The organism is Arthrobacter sp. MDB1-55, assembly GCF_059092925.1.
The window spans coordinates 358643-375973 of the sequence record NZ_JBNHID010000001.1; the positions used below are offsets into that span (position 1 = coordinate 358643).

Sequence of the window (17331 nt, forward strand, 5' to 3'; positions counted from 1 at the left end):
TTTGTTCGTTTGCCTGCGGCCGCTGCCGCTACCTCCAGGAGTACCAACTCATGAACCGACCGAAGCTCGCTGCTGCCTGCGCTGCATTCACCATCCCCATGCTGGCGCTGTCGGGCTGCGGCGTCCTTGGCATTGGCAGTGCGCCTGCCGACCTGCAGATCTACACGGCCCGGCACTATGACCTGGAGGGTGCGTTCGGCGAATTCACCGATGAAACCGGCATCAGCGTTGAGTTCATCACCGGTGATGATGCCGAGTTGCTCGAGCGGCTCAAGGCGGAAGGAAGCGACACGCCTGCCGACGTTTTCATGACCGTGGACGCCGGCAACCTCTGGAACGCTGCCCGTCAGGATGTGCTGGCCGCGACGTCGTCGGCCACGCTGGACGAAGCCGTGCCGGAGGATCTTCGCGACCCCGAAGGGCAGTGGTTCGGACTCGCCATGAGGGCGAGGACCCTGACCTACAACCCGGACAACGTCGATCCGGCAGAATTCGACGCCTCGGACAGCTACGCGGGACTGGCCGACCCGAAGTGGAAGGGGCGGCTCTGCATGCGCGACGCCACCTCGTCGTACACCCAGTCACTCGTTGCGAGCCTCATCGACCTGCACGGACGCGACCGTGCCCTCGAAATCGTCGAAGGGTGGGTCGCCAATGAGGTGGACATTATGAGCAATGACGTCCTGCTGCTCGAAGCGATCGACGCCGGCGCCTGCGACGTGGGAATCAACAACCACTACTACCTGGCCCGCACCCTCGGAGAAAACCCTGACCTTGCCGTGGACCTCTACTGGGCAAGCCAGGAGGGCGCCGGTACCCATGTCAATATCTCCGGGGCGGGCATCGTCGCCGACTCCGACAACGCCGAGCAGGCGCAGCAACTGATCGAGTGGCTCGCCACGACGGGACAGAATTCCTTCGTCGACGCCAACCATGAGTTTCCGGTCAATCCGGAGGCCGAGCCCGAACCGGTCATCGCCGGATTCGGTGAGTTCAACCGCATGCCGCTGAACGCTGAAGCGTACGGTGACCTGAATGCCGAAGCGATCGACGTACTGGCTGAGGCCGGCTACAAGTGAGTGACCCGGCTGTCCTGGTTGACGCCGCCGTTTCCGGCAGGCGCCGGCGCCTGCTGACCGGGAACGGCCGTCCGCTGTGGTCGGCGGCAGTCCTGCTGGCAGCCCTGCTGGTGGCAACTCCGGTCGTCGCGGTGGTGATCGACGGGCTGGGAAGCCTGAACTCCGGCAGCCTGCCGCAGGACATCGGTCCCATGATCCTCACCACGGTTCTCCTGATGGCGGGGGTGGGCACCGGCACGCTGCTGATCGGGGGCGGGTTGGCCTGGCTGGTCACCGCCTACGATTTTCCCCTCCGCAACCTGCTCTCGTGGGCGCTGGTGCTGCCGCTGGCCATGCCGGCCTACATCCTCGGTTTTGTCTTCCTCTCCACCTTCGACGTGGGCGGACCGGTGCAGTCATTCCTGCGCACGGTCCTTGGCCCCGGCGCCTGGTTGCCGGAGGTTCGAACCCTGCTCGGCGCCGTCGTCGTGATGTCACTGACGCTCTATCCGTATGTCTACCTCCTGGCCCGTTCGGCGCTGGTTGAGCAGAGCGCCACAACGTACGACGCCGCACGCACCCTCGGTGCCAGCCGCTCACGGACGCTGTGGAGAGTGGTGGTGCCCATGGCGAGGCCCTCGCTTGCAGCTGCCCTTGCGCTGGTGATGATGGAAACCCTGACGGACTTCGCAACCGTCCAGTACTTCAATGTCCAGACCGTCGCCGTCGGGGTTTACCTGGTGTGGAAGGGCAGCTTCGAGTTCCAGGCAGCAACGCAGCTCTCGATGCTTGTGCTCCTGTTCGCGGTCGCGGTCCTGGCCGGCGAACGGCTCCTCCGCGGACGCTCCCGCTTCCACCAGAAGCATGGCCGCGGCGAAGGGCTGCGTGCCCGGCGGCTCACCGGTTGGACCGGCTGGGCAGCCGCTTTCGTGGGCCTGGCCGTGCTCGGCGCGGGTTTCGCCCTTCCTGTTGCCCAGCTGGTCGGATGGGCGATCGGCGAGGCCGTCGGCGGTTCCGAGCCGTTGCTGGATCCGCGCTTCGCCGAATACCTCGTGAACAGCATTGCCGTTGCCTCGATTGCTGCCCTGTTGTGTGCAGCGCTCGCGCTGATGATCGGACACGCACAGCGGCTGGGCGGCGGCCCGGTTGTGGCAGCGGCAGCGCAGCTCACCACCTTCGGTTATGCCGTGCCGGGCGCGGTGATCGGTATCGGTGTGCTCATTGCTTTCGCCCGGCTGGATGAGTGGCTCGAGGTTGCAGGAGTCCCGGGTGGGACCGGACTGCTCGTGACCGGCTCAGTAGCCGGCATCCTTTTCGCCTACCTCGTGAGGTTCCTTGCCCCTGCCTACCAGGCTGTGGACGCCAGCTTCGCCAAAATCTCTCCCGCCCTCACCTTCTCGGCGCTGAGTCTCGGGTCGACGCCGCGCAGGCTCCTGACCCGCGTACACCTCCCGCTGGCCCGCCGCGGTGCAGCCGTAGCGCTGGTTCTGGTGGCGATCGACGCCGTGAAGGAACTGCCGATCGTGCTCCTGCTTCGGCCGTTCGGTTTCACCACCATCTCTGTATGGGTCTACGAGCTCGCCCGTGAAAACTTCTGGGAGAAGGCAGCGCTGCCCGCCCTGGGGATCGTCGTGGTGGCAGTGATTCCCGTGTACTTCCTTTTCCGCCGGACGGCCGGCCTCAAGAACGGAGCGGTGGCGCATGGCCAGTAACCTGATCGACGTCACGACGCCGGCGCTGATGCTTGAGGGAATCAGCAGGCGGTACGGCGGAGTCTCGGCAGCCAAAGCACTGGATCTGACGGTGGCAGCCGGTGAATTGGTGACCGTGATCGGGCCGTCAGGGTGTGGAAAGTCGACCATGCTTCGGCTGATTGCCGGCCTTGAGCGCCCGGACTCCGGATCGATCTCGATCGCTGGGGAGGTGGTTGCCGACCGGCGGCGGTTCCAGGAACCCGAACGACGCCGGGTGGGACTGGTCTTCCAGGACCACGCACTGTTCCCCAATCTCACCGTCGCCCGGAACGTCGCCTTCGGGGTCAATCGCCTGCCGGCCAGAGAAAGGGAGCAGCGCGTTGCCGAGGTCCTGGAACTGGTGCGCCTGAACCACCTTGCTGCCCGTTATCCGCACGAGCTCTCGGGTGGAGAGCAGCAGCGCGTCGCCCTTGCGCGTGCCTTGGCGCCCCGCCCCGCCGTCGTCCTCCTGGACGAGCCGTTCTCCAGCCTGGACGAGACCCTGCGCGGCAGGGTGCGCTCGGATATTGTCGCGGTGTTACAGGAAACGGGCACCACCAGCCTGCTCGTAACCCATGACCAGACCGAAGCGCTTTCCGTGGGGGACCGCGTGGTGGTGATGCGTGACGGCGTGATTGAGCAGGCTGATACGCCCGAACGGGTCTTCGAGCAACCGAGCACACGATTCGTGGCGTCCTTCATGGGAGACGCGGACTTCCTCCCGGCGAATGTTCACAATGCGCTGCTGACCTGCGAGATCGGTGTGGTCTCGACGGTGCCGGGCTGGGCGAACTGCGACGTCGATGTCGACGTTGTGCTCCGGCCTCACGAAGTAGCGCTCGCCCTCGATCCGAGTGCGTCTGCGCAAGTCGTGTCCCAGGAGTATCGGGGCGCCTTCGTCCTGCACCACGTCCGTCTGGCATCCGGCAGGACCTTGCGGTCCTGGCAGCCGCACCACGTCCGCTATGCACCCGGGACCCGGGTCAGCGTGACTGTCGCTCCCGGAACATCCCCCACCCTGCTGGTCAATGACCGAGCCGTCACCGAGCCCCCGATTGCCGCCGCCGGCCGCGCACTGCAGCTGCCGGAGCCGTCGCCCGTCCCCACCTCGAGGTAGCACCCGTGTCGATCACAACGCAGACTCTGCCCCTGGAAGCTGCAACCCGTTCTGTGGCTTTCGCAGCCGGACTCGCCCGCTTCGCCGACCGGCCCGCCGTCGTCACTGAGTCCGGGACTCTCACCTACCGGCAGCTGGCGGAGCGGGTGGAAGCGGTCGCGGACCGCCTCGGTCCCGTCCGTCGCCTGGTACTGCTCGCCGCAACCAACGACGTCGACTCTCTCGTCGCGTACCTTGCTGCACTCTCCGGCGGGCATCCTGTCATCCTGGTTCCCGGGGACAAGCCCTCAGCCGCCGATTCGATCAGGGATAACTTCGATCCCGACGTTGTCATGGCAGCAGGGGAGGGGGACGGGCGACCGAGCCTGAAGGAAGTTCGCGTTGGGACAGGACATGACCTCCATCCTGATCTCGCCCTCCTGCTGAGCACGTCCGGCTCGACGGGCTCACCCAAGCTGGTCCGGCTCTCGCACCGGAACCTGGAGGCCAACGCCGCGGCGATTGCGGAGTACCTCAGGATCGGACAGGCAGACCGCGCCGTGACCACTCTGCCCATGTCGTACTGCTACGGCCTCTCGGTCATCAACAGCCACCTCCTCAGCGGTGCATCGGTGGTCCTCACAGACCTCTCCGTGGTGGACCCCTGCTTCTGGGAGCTGTTCCGCAGCACCAAGGCAACCGCTTTTGCAGCCGTGCCGTACACGTTCGAGTTGCTGGAACGCGTGGGCTTCGACGCTATGGACCTGCCGACGCTGCGGTACGTGACGCAGGCCGGCGGCAGACTCGCTCCCGAGCTGGTGCAGCGGTACGCGCAGCTGGGCGAGGAACGGGGTTGGGAGCTGTTCGTCATGTACGGGCAGACCGAAGCCACCGCGCGGATGGCTTACCTGCCGCCCGCCCTTGCAGCGCGGAATCCGTCCAGGATCGGCGTCCCGGTGCCAGGAGGAAGTTTCAGGATTGACCCGGTTCCGGGGTTGGAGGACGGAGAGCTCGTCTACACCGGTCCCAACGTCATGCTCGGCTACGCGATGGACCCTGCCGACCTCGCCGACGGGCGCACCGTGAACGAGCTGCGGACCGGTGACCTTGCCCGGCGTCACCCGGACGGCCTGTACGAGGTGGTAGGGCGCCGCAGCCGGTTCATCAAGATCGCCGGCCTGCGCGTCGACCTTGGACGCGTAGAGCAAATCCTCGCCGGGTTCGGAGTCGACTCCACCTGCGCTGGCAAGGACGAACTCCTGGTCGTCGCTGTCCAGGGCGATCACGAACCCGACCTGCTCCGGAAGGTGTTGGCCCGCGAGCTCGGCATCCCGCGCGGCGCCCTGAAGATGTACGCAGTGGAGAGCCTTCCGCGGCTCAACAGCGGGAAAGCGGATTATCAGGCTGTGCTGGCCCTTGCAGAACCTGGGGAGCCATCGCTCAGGGCACAGCCGGGGCGGAAGGAAGGACCGCAGGACGTACGAACCATTCTGGCGGAGCAGCTGGAGGTTTCCGCCGTCAGCGGCGACAGCACCTTTGTGTCGCTGGGAGGCGACTCACTGTCATATGTCGCGACGTCGGTCCGGCTGGAGAATGCTCTTGGCACCCTGCCTGCCGATTGGCACCTGCGAACTGCCGCTGAACTCGAGCAAGGCGGCTCCCCGGGCCGGCGCCGCCGGTTCTTCGCCGCCATCGAATCGAGCATCGTTCTGCGCGCAGTTGCCATCATCCTCATCATCAGCACACACATCGGACTGTTCCACTGGGAGGGCACAGCCCACGTGCTGATGGCTGCCGCCGGCTATAACTTCGCGCGGTTCCAGCTGCAGGGCGAGCGCGGTGAACGGCTGCGCAGACAGCTGGTCAGCATCGCCCGCATTGTGGTACCCAGCATGGCGCTCATCGCCGTCGGCTACGTCATCACGGATCACTACAGCGTTGCGAACATCTTCCTCCTGAACGCGATGGTGGGTCCCCAGGAGGTGACCCCGGAGTGGCACTTCTGGTTCGTGGAGGTTCTGACCTACCTCCTTGTCTGCGCCGTTGTGCTGCTCGCTATTCCGCCGGTCGCGCGCCTGGAGCGGCGCTTCCCCCTGGGTTTCCCGCTCGGGCTGGTGGCCATCGGCTTGCTGACGCGGTTCAACATCGTCGATCTGGACCTGCCAAATACCGCTCCCGCGCTGTGGCTGTTCGCTCTCGGGTGGGCGGCCGCCCAGTCACGGACGGTCGTGCACCGGTGCCTCATCACCGCCGTCGTTCTTTCATGCGTGCCGGGCTTCTTCTTCCACGACCAGCTCCGCGAGATGACACTGCTGGTTGGCCTGCTGGTGCTCGTCTGGTTGCGGACCCTGCCGGTTCCCCGGAGTCTGCAGCGCTTCACCGTGGTCCTGGCCAGTGCGTCTCTGTACATCTACCTCACCCACTGGCTGGTGTTCCCGCATCTGGAAGCCATGCATCCTGCGGTGGCCGTGGCCGCCTCGCTCGTTGCCGGGGTGCTCTATTGGGTGTTGGTGATGCGGGTGCCGGGTTGGGTCCGGTGGTCTTCGAGCCGACTGCGTGGACGGCACGAAGTGGCCGTCTGATCCGGTGGTGCCACATTCTGTGATGCCCGGGCTCAGGGTCCCGGACTCTAGGATGGAACCATGCTCAATACACCCTGGGACACCGGATCGCCGCTGTACCGGAAGCTGGTCATCAGCGCGCTGATCCTTACCGGCGTCGGTATTCTCCTGGCCGTCGCCGGGGCGATGCTGCAGACCGATCCGCTCGTGTTCGCCGCACTGCCCATCATCGTCGCGGGCATGGCGGCCCATCTCGCAGGCCTGGTGGTACGCGGACGGGACGCCCGTCGTCGTGCGCGACCGGGGAACGGTAACCCCCGGACCGGCCGGTAGCCGGACGAACAGTTACGCTGGACAGGCGCGTCAGCGCCTGAGAGGCCCCGATTACAAGGAGTTCCATGACGATCAATCCCGACCTTCAGGGGCGCAGCTACCCGGCTGCCGAGGTCTACACCGTTGGACGCGAGAAAATCCGTGAATTCGCCGAGGCCGTGAAAGCCACGCATCCGTCGCACTTCGACCCGGAAGCTGCACGGGCACTAGGCCACCGGGACGTCGTTGCCCCTCCCACTTTCGCAATCATCGTCGCCCAGCGCGCCGATGCGCAGCTGATCAACGACCCGGAGGCCGGCATCGACTTCACCCGGGTCGTCCATGCTGACCAGCGGTTCACCCACCACCGGCCGATCGTCGCCGGTGACGAGCTCGTTGCCGAGCTCCATGTTGACCAGGTCCGTGCCATGGGCGGCGGCGCGATGATCACCACCCGCGCCGAGATCTCCACGGTGGAGGGCGAGAAGACCGCAACAACCACGTCGTCCATCCTGGTGCGCGGTGAGGAGCAGTAAATCATGGCAATCACGCTGACAGACCTCGAAGTAGGCCAGGAGATCGGCCGGACCTCCCTTGGGGTCACCCGACTCGACCTCGTGAAGTACGCCGGTGCGTCCGGTGACTTCAACCCAATCCACTGGAACGAATCCTTCGCCCGGAGCGTGGACCTGCCCAGCGTCATCGCCCACGGGATGTTCACCATGGGCTCAGCGGTTCAGGTGGTGGCCGACTGGGTTGGCGATCCGGCCGCCGTCATTGACTACCAGACCCGCTTCACACGGCCGGTGGTCGTCGAGGACACCACTGACCAGCCAGGTGTGGCAGGTGCGGCCATCGAGGTGGTCGGAATTGTGGGTGCACTTGATCCGGATAACTCCACCGCCCGCATCGACCTCACGGTCTCGGCAGGCGGCCAAAAGGTCCTGGTCAAGGCCCAGGCAGTGGTGCGGATTTGGTGACATCGCTTGCGGAGTTCACGACGTCGGCGGTCGGAGGTCCGGCCCGCACCCTGATTGAGGCGCGCACGGAGGCCGAGCTCATCGACGCGGTTCGGTCCGCCGACGAGGCGGGGGAGCCCCTGCTGCTTATCGGCGGTGGCTCCAACCTGCTGGTTGCTGACAGCGGCTTCGCGGGCACCGTGGTCAGGATCGCTTCAACGGGCTTCACCGTGAACGACGACGACGCCACCTGCGGAGGCGTGATGGTCACCGCCCAGGCAGGCCAGCCCTGGGATGAGCTCGTCGAGTACACGGTGCGTCATGCGTACTCCGGGCTGGAAGCGTTGTCCGGCATCCCTGGCTCCACCGGTGCCGTTCCGGTGCAGAACGTCGGCGCGTACGGTGCGGAGGTTTCGCAGACCATCGCCATGGTGCGCACGTACGACCGCGAGACTCGGTCCATCACGTCGCTTGCCAACTTCGACCTCAAGTTCGGGTACCGGGATTCGCTGCTGAAGCGCACCACCGACTCCGGATCTCCCCGCTACGTGGTGCTCACGGTCCAGTTCCAGCTTGGCCTTGGCCGCATGAGCGCGCCGGTGCGGTACGCGGAATTGGCCCGGGAACTGGGCATCGAAGTGGGCGAACGGACGTACGCCAACGATGTGCGGCGGGCCGTGCTGAAACTCAGGGCGGCGAAGGGCATGGTGCTCGACCCGGCCGACCGCGATACGTACAGCACCGGATCCTTCTTCACGAATCCCATCGTTGACGCCGCCGTGGCTGAGTCCCTGCCTGCCGGCGCCCCGAGATACCCGATGCCGGACGACTCGGTGAAGCTCAGTGCGGCCTGGCTGATCGAGCAGGCCGGTTTCGGTAAGGGCTTCGGGCTCATCGACGACGCCGGCTACCAGGCGGCAGGCGGTAGGGCCGCGCTGTCCACCAAGCACACTCTCGCCGTCACAAACCGTGGCGATGCCTCCGCAGAGGACCTCTTGAGCATCGCCCGACTGGTAGCCGATGGTGTGGACCAGCGCTTCGGCATCCGCCTTCACCCGGAACCGCTGCTGATCGGCTGCGCGCTGAACTGAGCGTGTGGCCCGCCGGACCTCTCAGGTGGTTGCATGCCGTCGTGCTTTCTCCGCCGCTGCACGCGTCTGCATGACTGCGTGCCGGTGCCAGCGGCTGTCAACCAGCTCCCGGCTGCACAGCCACTGCACAAGACGGGACACGAGGCTTATCTGCGCGAGGCGATCGTGGAAGTCCTCGAGGAGCCATGTGCTGCTGAGGAAGCGTGGGAGAGCGAAGACCAGCTGCTCGGCGCCAAGTATTCGCTCGAAGGCGCCCTCCGCCTCAAACTGCCGCTCCAGGGCCAGCAGCGAGGCTGTCTCGGCGCTGACGACGGAATCGCCCTCCTGTTCGAGGAAGAGACGCAAGTGGGCCAGGACGCGCCCGTAGCGCTCAACCGTGGCTGGGTGCCTGCCTGAAGCGCTCGCAGAGAAGTACCGCGTCAGGACCTTGTCTACTGGAATGTCTACTGGAATCTGATTCATGCAGGACAGTCTGCACCCTGCCTCTGACATTTTTCTAGTACACAGCTTCGAAAGCCCGCCAGGCACGACCTACATAAAGAACATGCGCTGCAGGCAACGCGTGTGTGTTGCCTGCAGCGCATGTTCTTTCTCGAGAAGATTCCGCTCCCGGTCCGTCAGGTGAGGCCCGGCCGCGCGAACTGTCAGAGGTTGCCGGTGGCGATGAGAAGCATGCGGCGCAGCGGCTCGGCTGCACCCCACAGAAGCTGGTCTCCTACCGTGAATGCGCTGATGTACTCGGGGCCCATTTCGAGCTTGCGGATCCGCCCGACCGGGATCTGCAGGGTTCCGCTGGCCGCCACCGGGGTAAGCCCCTGGAGTGTTGCTTCCTTGGTGTTCGGCACCACGGTTGCCCACTCATTGTCCTGATCAATGAGGTTCTCGATCTCACCGACCGAGAGGTCCTGGGTGAGCTTCAGCGTCAAGGCCTGGGAATGGGAGCGCATAGCGCCGATCCGTACGCACAGGCCGTCAAACGGGATCCGGGAGCCGTCGGCCACGTCGGTTCCCAGGATCTTGTTCGTCTCCTGGCCGGCCTTCCACTCTTCCTTCGACTGTCCGTTGCCCAGATCGGCATCGATCCACGGGATGACGGAACCCGCGAGCGGCACACCGAATTGGGAGGCGTCCATGTCAGGGTTCTTCTGCTGCGCCAGAACGGCGCGGTCGATGTCAAGGATTGCCGACGCGGGGTCTGCCAGGTTCCCGGCCACAGTGCCGTGGATTGAACCGAACTGATTCAGCAACTCACGCATGTGCCGTGCACCGCCGCCGGATGCTGCCTGGTAGGTCATGGAGGTGCCCCACTCGACCAGGCCGTTCCTGAACAGGCCGCCGAGGCCCATGAGCATGCAGGAGACCGTGCAGTTGCCGCCGATGAAATCCCGCACACCGCGGGAAAGACCGGCGTCAATGACGTCGCGGTTGACCGGATCGAGCACAATGATGGAGCTGTCCTCCATACGCAGCGTGGAAGCAGCATCAATCCACAGGCCGTCCCATCCTGCGTCGCGCAGCTTCGGGTATACCTCCGAGGTGTACCCGCCGCCCTGGGCCGTGACGATGATCGGCAGCTTCGCGAGAGTCTCGACGTCGTAAGCATCCTCAAGAGCGCCGGCGCCCTCAGCGAACGACGGCGCAGCGCCACCGGCGTTGGAGGTCGAGAAGAAGACCGGGTTGATGCGTCGGAAGTCGCCCTCGTCCTGCATTCGCTGCATCAGGACCGAGCCGACCATTCCACGCCAGCCGACCAGACCGACGGAGGGCACGGACGAGGACAGATTCGCTGCGGAAGTCATGGATCAAGTTTAGGGGAGCGGGTCAAACTGCCCCGGTCGGTTACGCCAACACCGAAACATCCCGAAAACAACGCCGGGCCACGAGCGAGTACGACGACGCCTAATGCCTCAGCGGTTCCCTGCCGCCCGAATCGGACCGGGTCCACAAACTGATCCTGAAGCGAGTGCCGTTGGCTGAGGTGCTCCATCCCTCCGAGGGGTCAACGCCCGTGAGGTTCCAGGCATTCGCCAGGACCGGTGCGTGAGTGTCGCCCTCCATAGCGGAATCGATCACTGTCACCAGCGCCACATGGGCATGCGGAGCCGCCTCCGCGTAGATCTGGCCGCCGCCGATGACCCAGATCTGGTCACTGCCGTCACTCATCCCCGCCTCGCGGAAGGCGTCCTCAAGTGAATGTACGACGACGGCGCCCGGATAGCGGGCCGGGTCCAGCTCCTGCCGGCTCACCACGATGTTGGTGCGGCCCGGCAGCGGACGGTACTTTTCCGGGAAGGACTCCCAGGTGCGCCGTCCCATGATGACCGGGTGCCCCTGCGTGGTCCGCTTGAAGTGGGCCAGGTCCTCGGGCAGGTGCCAGGGCATGCTGCCGTTCCGGCCAATGACACCGTCGACGGTCTGGGCCCAGATCATTCCGACCAGGGGCGTGCCGGCCGTCCTCGCGAAATCCCAGTCGCCACTCATACGGCGATCGGCGCCTTGATGGTGGGGTGGTGCTGATAGTTCTCGACCGCGAAGTCCTCGAGCTCGTAGTCGAAGATGGTCTCCGGCTTGCGGATCAGGCGAAGGGTCGGATAGGGGTAGGGGTCCCGCGACAGCTGCTCCGTGACCTGCTCCACGTGGTCTTCGTAGATGTGCACGTCACCGCCGGTCCACACGAACTCGCCCGGTTCAAGGCCCACCTGCTGGGCCACCATCAGCGTGAGCAACGCGTAGGACGCAATGTTGAACGGTACTCCCAGAAACATGTCCGCCGAGCGCTGGTACAGCTGGCAGGAAAGCTTTCCGTCCGCCACGTAGAACTGGAAGAGGGCATGGCACGGGGGCAAAGCCATGTTCTCGATTTCCGCCACGTTCCAGGCAGAGACGATGTGCCGACGCGAGTCCGGGTTCGCCTTGAGCCCGTCAATCAGACGCTCAATCTGGTCAATGTGACCGCCGTCCGGCGTCGGCCAGGAGCGCCACTGTACGCCGTAGACCGGGCCCAATTCGCCGTCGTCGTCCGCCCACTCATTCCAGATCCGGACGCCCCGCTCCTGCAGCCAGCGGACGTTTGAGTCACCGCGCAGGAACCAGAGCAGTTCCAGGGCGACGGACTTGAAGTGGACCCGCTTGGTGGTGATGAGCGGGAAGGACTCGGAGAGGTCGAACCGCAGCTGCCGTCCGAAGACGCTGCGCGTGCCCGTACCGGTCCTGTCCGACTTGGGTGTGCCGTTGGCCAGGACGTCTCGGAGCAGGTCTTCGTAGGGTGTCGGAACCGGGGTAGTCACGGGATCCAGTCTAGGAGTATCACCGGCAGGAGCATGAACAGACTCAGTCGTCATACGCACGGAACTGCTCGACCGAGACCACTTGTCCCGCCTTCTTGCAACTCACCTGGCAGATGATTGCCTCACCGGGCGCGAGGTATGGATCCGACGTCGGCAGCAGCCGTCCGAGATGCGCGGGCATATGTGCCCTGAGGACATCAAGGATCAGCGGCAGCACCGGCCGGTGACTGCAGACGGCGACCGGGCTCCGCCGGTCGAAGAGCTTCTCGATAGTGCCGGCGGCGCGTCCGGGCTTACGGGCGGCGTCGCGTTCAGTGATGGCGTCCACGAGCTTCAGTTTCGCGTCGGAGCGCCTGATGTACGGCATGACGGTTTGGACGCAGCGGTCCCAGGGGCTGCTGACGATGCGATCGGGCGACCAGGCCAGCAGCAGGCGGCTGACCGCCTGGGCCTGGCGCCGTCCGGAGGCTGCGAGCGGGCGCTCCCCTTCGGCACGCGTCCAGGAAGACCGCGGCTTGGCCTTCGCATGGCGGACGACAATGAGCGGCCAGGTGGCCAGGTTGTCCTCTGCGAACGCCTGGGTAAGGGCATTCAGAGGTTCCCGGTCGGATGATTTGCTCAGCAATTCGGCCGCCCGCTCCGGGGAACACCAGAGGAAATCATCGACCTCCTTGCCGTCCGGCTTCGGCGTCATGCCTTCCGCCTTGGCCGCCCAGTAATGCACCACCTTGAGCCCGGAGGTGACCGGGTACTCAATGGTCGGCAACGGGATGCCGAGCTTGACCGACAGGCCGATTTCCTCGAAGACCTCGCGGACGGCGCACTCTGGAGTGGTCTCGCCCGGATCGATCTTGCCTTTCGGCCAGGACCAGTCGTCATAACGGGGGCGGTGGATCAGCAGGACTTCCAGCGCGCCGGACCGCTTGCGCCAGCACAGGGCACCGGCAGCGACGACGGCGGCTCCCCGCCTGCTCTGCTTGCTGTCAACCGCCGTATCGGGCTGCGTCATCACCGTCGAGCGGGCCGCAGCCGGCTGCGGGAACGGGAGGCAAGCAGCCACGACTGGACGTCGTCGAGTGGTTCGCCGTCGTCATCCTTGTGATGGCGGATCCACTCGCCGTCGCTGTCCAGATGCCAGCTGGCAGTTCCGCTGTCGAGGTAGCGATCCATGAGCGAGATCAGGTAAGTGATGTGCTCCGGCGCGGATAGCTGGACCAACGCCTCCACCCGGCGGTCGAGGTTGCGGTGCATCATGTCCGCCGAGCCGATGAAGACGGCGGGATCGCCCGCATTGGCGAAAGCAAAGACACGCGAGTGTTCCAGGAACCGGCCAAGCACGGAACGAACGGTGATGTTCTCGCTGAGGCCGGGTACACCGGGGCGCACCGAGCAGATGCCGCGAACGATCACGTCGACCTGGACACCGGCCTGCGACGCCCGGTACAGGGAGTCGATGAGGGCCTCGTCAACAATCGAGTTCACCTTGATGATGACCCGCGCTTCGAGGCCGGCCTGGGCGTTCGTGATCTCCTGTTCGATGCGTTCGATCAGGCCGGACCGGACGGAGCGCGGTGCGACGAGGAGGCGCTTGAACGTCGACTTCGGGGCGTAGCCGGAAAGCTGGTTGAACAGCCGCGAAAGGTCCTCGCCCACCTGATGATTGGCGGTGAGAAGTCCGAGGTCCTCGTAATAGCGTGCGGTACGCGGGTGGTAGTTTCCGGTGCCGATGTGGCAGTAGCGGCGCAGCCCGTCGATCTCCTGGCGAACCACGAGGGAGAGCTTGCAGTGGGTCTTCAGGCCCACGATGCCGTACACCACATGAACGCCGGCCTGTTCCAGCTTCCGGGCCCAGGAGATGTTGGCCTGCTCATCGAAGCGGGCCTTGATCTCAACCAGCGCCAGCACCTGCTTGCCAGCCTCCGCGGCGTCGATCAATGCGTCGACGATGGGGGAGTCGCCCGAGGTGCGGTACAGGGTCTGCTTGATGGCCTGGACCTTGGGGTCCACCGCCGCCTGCTCAAGGAACGCCTGCACCGAGGTGGAGAAGGAGTCATACGGGTGATGCAGCAGGATGTCCCGCCGGCGCATCGCTGCGAACACGTTCGCAGCTTTGGACGTTTCGCTCTCATTCAGGTCACGGCTGGTGTGCGCCACGTGCTTCGGGTAATGCAGGTCGCCGCGGTCGATGCCGGCGATGACCGAGAGCCCCCGCAGGTCCAGCGGTGCCGGCAGGTCGTAGACCTCGGCTTCCTCCACGCCGAGCTCGCGGGAGAGCAGCGCCCGGATGCTCGGGTTGATGTCGGTGGTGACCTCAAGCCGGACCGGCGGTCCGAAGCGGCGCCGCAGGAGCTCCTTCTCAAGCGCCTGGAGCAGGTTCTCGGCGTCGTCTTCCTCGACCTCAAGGTCCTCATTCCGGGTGACTCGGAAGGTATGGTGCTCGAGGACCTCCATGCCGGGGAACAGCTGGTCCAGATGGACGGCGATGACTTCTTCCAGGGGGATGAAGCGCGCGGTCCGGCGGGCGACATTTCCGGCGCGTGGCCCGTCGACGGAAACGAGGCGGGGCAGCTGGTCGGGCACCTTCACACGGGCGAACAGTTCCTTGTCGCTCACCGGATTGCGCACGACGACGGCGAGGTTCAGTGAGAGCCCGGAAATGTACGGGAACGGGTGGGCCGGATCTACAGCCAGCGGCGTCAGGATCGGGAAGACCTTCTCCGCGAAGAGTTTGTTGAGGTCGGCCTGCGCGGCAGCGTCCAGTTCGTCCCAGGTGGTGAGATGAATGTTCTCGGCCGCGAGCGCCGGCCGGATGTGCTCCGAGAAGACAGCGGCGTGGCGTCGCTGCAGCGCCAACCCCTCGGACATGATCGTCTCGAGCTGCTCGATGGGGCTCAGCCCGGCTGCGGAGGGTACCGCCAGTCCCGTGGCGATGCGGCGTTTCAGTCCCGCCACCCGCACCATGAAGAACTCGTCCAGGTTCGACGCGAAGATTGAAAGGAAGTTGACGCGCTCAAGCAGCTGAAGGTCCGGGTCCTCCGCCAGGTCCAGGACCCGCGCATTGAAGTGGAGCCAGCTCAGTTCACGGTCGAGGAAACGATCCGCCGAGATCTCGCCTGAGGGCAGCAGGCTTGGGGCGAAATCGGGGATGTCGATGCGGTCCTGTGTTGCCCGCGCGGGAGCCACTTCCGACGATCCATACCGGGCCGGGACGCGCGCGGCGGTTTCGGCTTCCATAGTGTCTCCTTTGTGGTTCGGGCGAGGCACAGAGCGTGCCTTAAAAGGGGCCGTTGGAGCCCTCCTCAACCTTACAAGTTGTCCGCGGTGTTCCCGGGTGCGTACATCACATCGACGTCCCACCGGGTAAAGCCGAGTGACCGATAGAGCGCCACGGCGGGAGTGTTGTCCGCGTCGACATACAGCATGATCGCCTGAAGCCCCAGCGAATGCAGGTGCTCAATCCCCGCGATCGTCAGAGCCTTGCCGAGTCCCATGCCCTGGGCAGCGGGGGTCACACCCACCACATACACCTCGCCGATGGCCGGGTGCTTGCCGCTTCGCGGGTGGACCTTTGTCCAGTGAAAGCCGAGGAGCTGCCCATCCGACTCCCGAACGGCCAATATCAAACCCTTGGGGTCGAACCAGTCCTCCGCCATGCGAGCCTGCAGGTCCTCAAGGGTCAGGGAACCCTGCTCCGGATGGTGAGCGAACGCAGCAGCGTTTGCCTCGAGCCAGGCCTGCTCGTCCTGGCCCGGCGAGAAGGTACGCAACGTCACGCCTTCGGGAACGACAGCCTGGGGAACTGTCGCCTCAAGCGCTGCACGGGTCTGTCGCATGCGCCATAGTTCGCGGACGGGAGTGAATCCGGCCTTGACGGCGAGCTCGACGGCGGCAGCGTGGTTGCCGTGTGACCAGGCCCGCAGCTCGGGGAGTTGGTGGTCCTGCAGCGCCCGCACGAGGCTGGTGCCGACGCCCTGGTTCCGGTAGGTGGGCCGCACCACGAGCTCAAGGACCCCCACTTGTCCGGGAATACGGGGAAGGCTCACGACGGCGACGCCTGCAAGTTCTTCATCGTTCTCATCACCGTCGCTCGCATACGTGGTGAAAACCAGCAGGGACTCCGGGTGGGTGTGGGAAGTGCGCAGGTTCACCAGCGTCTGTTCCGACAGTGGGGGGTTGCCGTCCGCGTCCTCGGCAGCGTGTGCAAGGCCGACGATGTCTTCCAGTACCTCACCGCGCGGCGCACCGCCGATGGTGAGGATGGGCCAGGTGGGTGTCTGGGCTGCTGTCATCTGATCAGCGTAGCCGTGAGGACTGCGGTTCCGGGAGGCTTTTTGGTGGCATCGTCGCCGTGCTGTAGGCTTTTCAAGCGCTCGAAAGAGTGCAACCGGGGGGATGCGCCAGTGGGGCGCCCGCGATACGTTCGACCCGTATGTCCTCCACGAATAAGGAAGGCTCCCTCTCCGCAGCAGCGGCGGGGGAGCCTTCTCTTGTGTCTTCTGGTTGGCTCTTACGCCTTCTGGTTGACCGTGGAATCTTCCGGCTGCCGGGAGAGCGTGAACCGGTAGCCCACGTTCCGCACCGTGCCGATCAGCTGCTCGTGGTCGGCGCCGAGCTTGGCCCTGAGCCGGCGGACGTGGACGTCGACGGTGCGGGTGCCCCCGTAGTAGTCATAGCCCCACACCTCGTGCAGCAGCTGGTCACGTGTGAAGACCCGTCCGGGATGCTGCGCGAGGTACTTCAGAAGCTCGAATTCCTTGTAGGTGAGGTTCATGGGTTCGCCTCCCACCCGTGCGGTGTAGCTGGCCTCATCGATGATGACGCCGGATGCGTGGATTTCGCTTGTGACTTCCTCGGCGGCGGTGTTGGCCCTGGCGATGACGAGGCGCAGACGTGCTTCCACTTCCGCGGGTCCCGCAGAGTCGAGGACTACGTCGTCCGCCAACCAGTTGGCCGCAACAGCGGCCATCCCGCCTTCGGTGAGCACGAGCATCAGCGGTGCGCTCAACCCTGTGGCCCTCAGCAGTTGAGTCAGGGACCGGGCACCGACGAGGTCCTTGCGCGCATCGATGATCACGACGTCGCAGGGTTCGGTTTCGAGCAGGGCGGTTGGTTCTGCGGGAAGGATATGAACCTTGTGGTTCAGGAGCTCAAGCGCAGGGAGGACATCCACGGACGAGCCCTGACTGTTCGTGAGCATCAGGATGTGCGGCATGTGTCCTCCAAAGGTAGGGACG

The 17331-nt window shown here is 65.3% G+C and carries 16 protein-coding genes; 8 read left to right on the plus strand and 8 right to left on the minus strand.

Going from position 1 to position 17331, the window contains the following annotated elements:
- Positions 1-50 precede the first annotated feature (50 nt).
- The 8 genes from AC5RU3_RS01755 to AC5RU3_RS01790 all read left to right on the plus strand — a co-directional run bounded on the left by AC5RU3_RS01755 (position 51) and on the right by AC5RU3_RS01790 (position 8810).
- A complete protein-coding gene (locus AC5RU3_RS01755) occupies positions 51-1079 on the plus strand; it encodes an extracellular solute-binding protein (protein ID WP_493964726.1) in 1029 nt (342 codons plus the stop codon).
- Positions 1076-2770, plus strand: a complete 1695-nt coding sequence (locus tag AC5RU3_RS01760) for an ABC transporter permease (protein ID WP_309071450.1) — start codon at positions 1076-1078, stop codon at positions 2768-2770. The genes AC5RU3_RS01755 and AC5RU3_RS01760 overlap by 4 nt, the downstream gene beginning before the upstream one ends.
- The gene (locus AC5RU3_RS01765) at positions 2760-3908 is read left to right on the plus strand and encodes an ABC transporter ATP-binding protein (protein ID WP_309071449.1); all 1149 of its coding nucleotides are present in this window, start codon (positions 2760-2762) and stop codon (positions 3906-3908) included. The genes AC5RU3_RS01760 and AC5RU3_RS01765 overlap by 11 nt, the downstream gene beginning before the upstream one ends.
- A gap of 5 nt (positions 3909-3913) precedes the next feature.
- A complete protein-coding gene (locus tag AC5RU3_RS01770; protein ID WP_493964727.1) occupies positions 3914-6469 on the plus strand; it encodes an AMP-binding protein in 2556 nt (851 codons plus the stop codon).
- Between the two features lie 60 nt (positions 6470-6529).
- Positions 6530-6781, plus strand: a complete 252-nt coding sequence (locus AC5RU3_RS01775; RefSeq protein ID WP_309071447.1) for a hypothetical protein — start codon at positions 6530-6532, stop codon at positions 6779-6781.
- Positions 6782-6846: 65 nt separating this feature from the next.
- Positions 6847-7296: an FAS1-like dehydratase domain-containing protein gene (locus AC5RU3_RS01780; protein WP_309071446.1), complete on the plus strand. Its 450-nt coding sequence runs from the start codon at positions 6847-6849 to the stop codon at positions 7294-7296.
- Positions 7297-7299: 3 nt separating this feature from the next.
- Positions 7300-7740, plus strand: coding sequence for a MaoC family dehydratase (locus tag AC5RU3_RS01785; RefSeq protein ID WP_493964728.1), 441 nt, complete (start codon positions 7300-7302; stop codon positions 7738-7740).
- Positions 7737-8810, plus strand: coding sequence for a UDP-N-acetylmuramate dehydrogenase (locus AC5RU3_RS01790; RefSeq protein WP_493964729.1), 1074 nt, complete (start codon positions 7737-7739; stop codon positions 8808-8810). The genes AC5RU3_RS01785 and AC5RU3_RS01790 overlap by 4 nt, the downstream gene beginning before the upstream one ends.
- Positions 8811-8831: 21 nt before the next feature.
- Here the strand turns inward: AC5RU3_RS01790 and AC5RU3_RS01795 are convergent, their stop codons facing one another.
- From AC5RU3_RS01795 to AC5RU3_RS01830, 8 genes are all read right to left on the minus strand, one after another.
- Positions 8832-9272 carry a hypothetical protein gene (locus AC5RU3_RS01795; RefSeq protein ID WP_493964730.1) on the minus strand — a complete coding sequence of 147 codons (441 nt, stop codon included), beginning with the start codon at positions 9270-9272 and terminating at the stop codon, positions 8832-8834.
- 182 nt (positions 9273-9454) lie between these two features.
- Positions 9455-10609 (minus strand): aspartate-semialdehyde dehydrogenase, encoded by a 1155-nt coding sequence (gene asd / locus AC5RU3_RS01800; protein ID WP_309071442.1) that lies wholly within the window; start codon positions 10607-10609, stop codon positions 9455-9457.
- Between the two features lie 100 nt (positions 10610-10709).
- The gene (locus AC5RU3_RS01805) at positions 10710-11291 is read right to left on the minus strand and encodes a dihydrofolate reductase (RefSeq protein ID WP_493964731.1); all 582 of its coding nucleotides are present in this window, start codon (positions 11289-11291) and stop codon (positions 10710-10712) included.
- Positions 11288-12097: a thymidylate synthase gene (locus tag AC5RU3_RS01810; RefSeq protein ID WP_309072321.1), complete on the minus strand. Its 810-nt coding sequence runs from the start codon at positions 12095-12097 to the stop codon at positions 11288-11290. Before AC5RU3_RS01810 ends, AC5RU3_RS01805 begins: the two co-directional genes overlap by 4 nt.
- A 43-nt stretch (positions 12098-12140) precedes the next feature.
- On the minus strand, positions 12141-13106 hold the full coding sequence (locus tag AC5RU3_RS01815; RefSeq protein ID WP_458115463.1) for an NUDIX hydrolase: 966 nt from the start codon (positions 13104-13106) through the stop codon (positions 12141-12143).
- Positions 13106-15331: an RNA degradosome polyphosphate kinase gene (locus tag AC5RU3_RS01820; protein ID WP_309072323.1), complete on the minus strand. Its 2226-nt coding sequence runs from the start codon at positions 15329-15331 to the stop codon at positions 13106-13108. Before AC5RU3_RS01820 ends, AC5RU3_RS01815 begins: the two co-directional genes overlap by 1 nt.
- A 71-nt stretch (positions 15332-15402) precedes the next feature.
- A complete protein-coding gene (mshD, locus tag AC5RU3_RS01825; RefSeq protein ID WP_309072324.1) occupies positions 15403-16386 on the minus strand; it encodes a mycothiol synthase in 984 nt (327 codons plus the stop codon).
- A 218-nt stretch (positions 16387-16604) separates the two neighbouring features.
- The gene (locus tag AC5RU3_RS01830; protein ID WP_493964732.1) at positions 16605-17309 is read right to left on the minus strand and encodes a winged helix-turn-helix transcriptional regulator; all 705 of its coding nucleotides are present in this window, start codon (positions 17307-17309) and stop codon (positions 16605-16607) included.
- Positions 17310-17331: the final 22 nt, after the last annotated feature.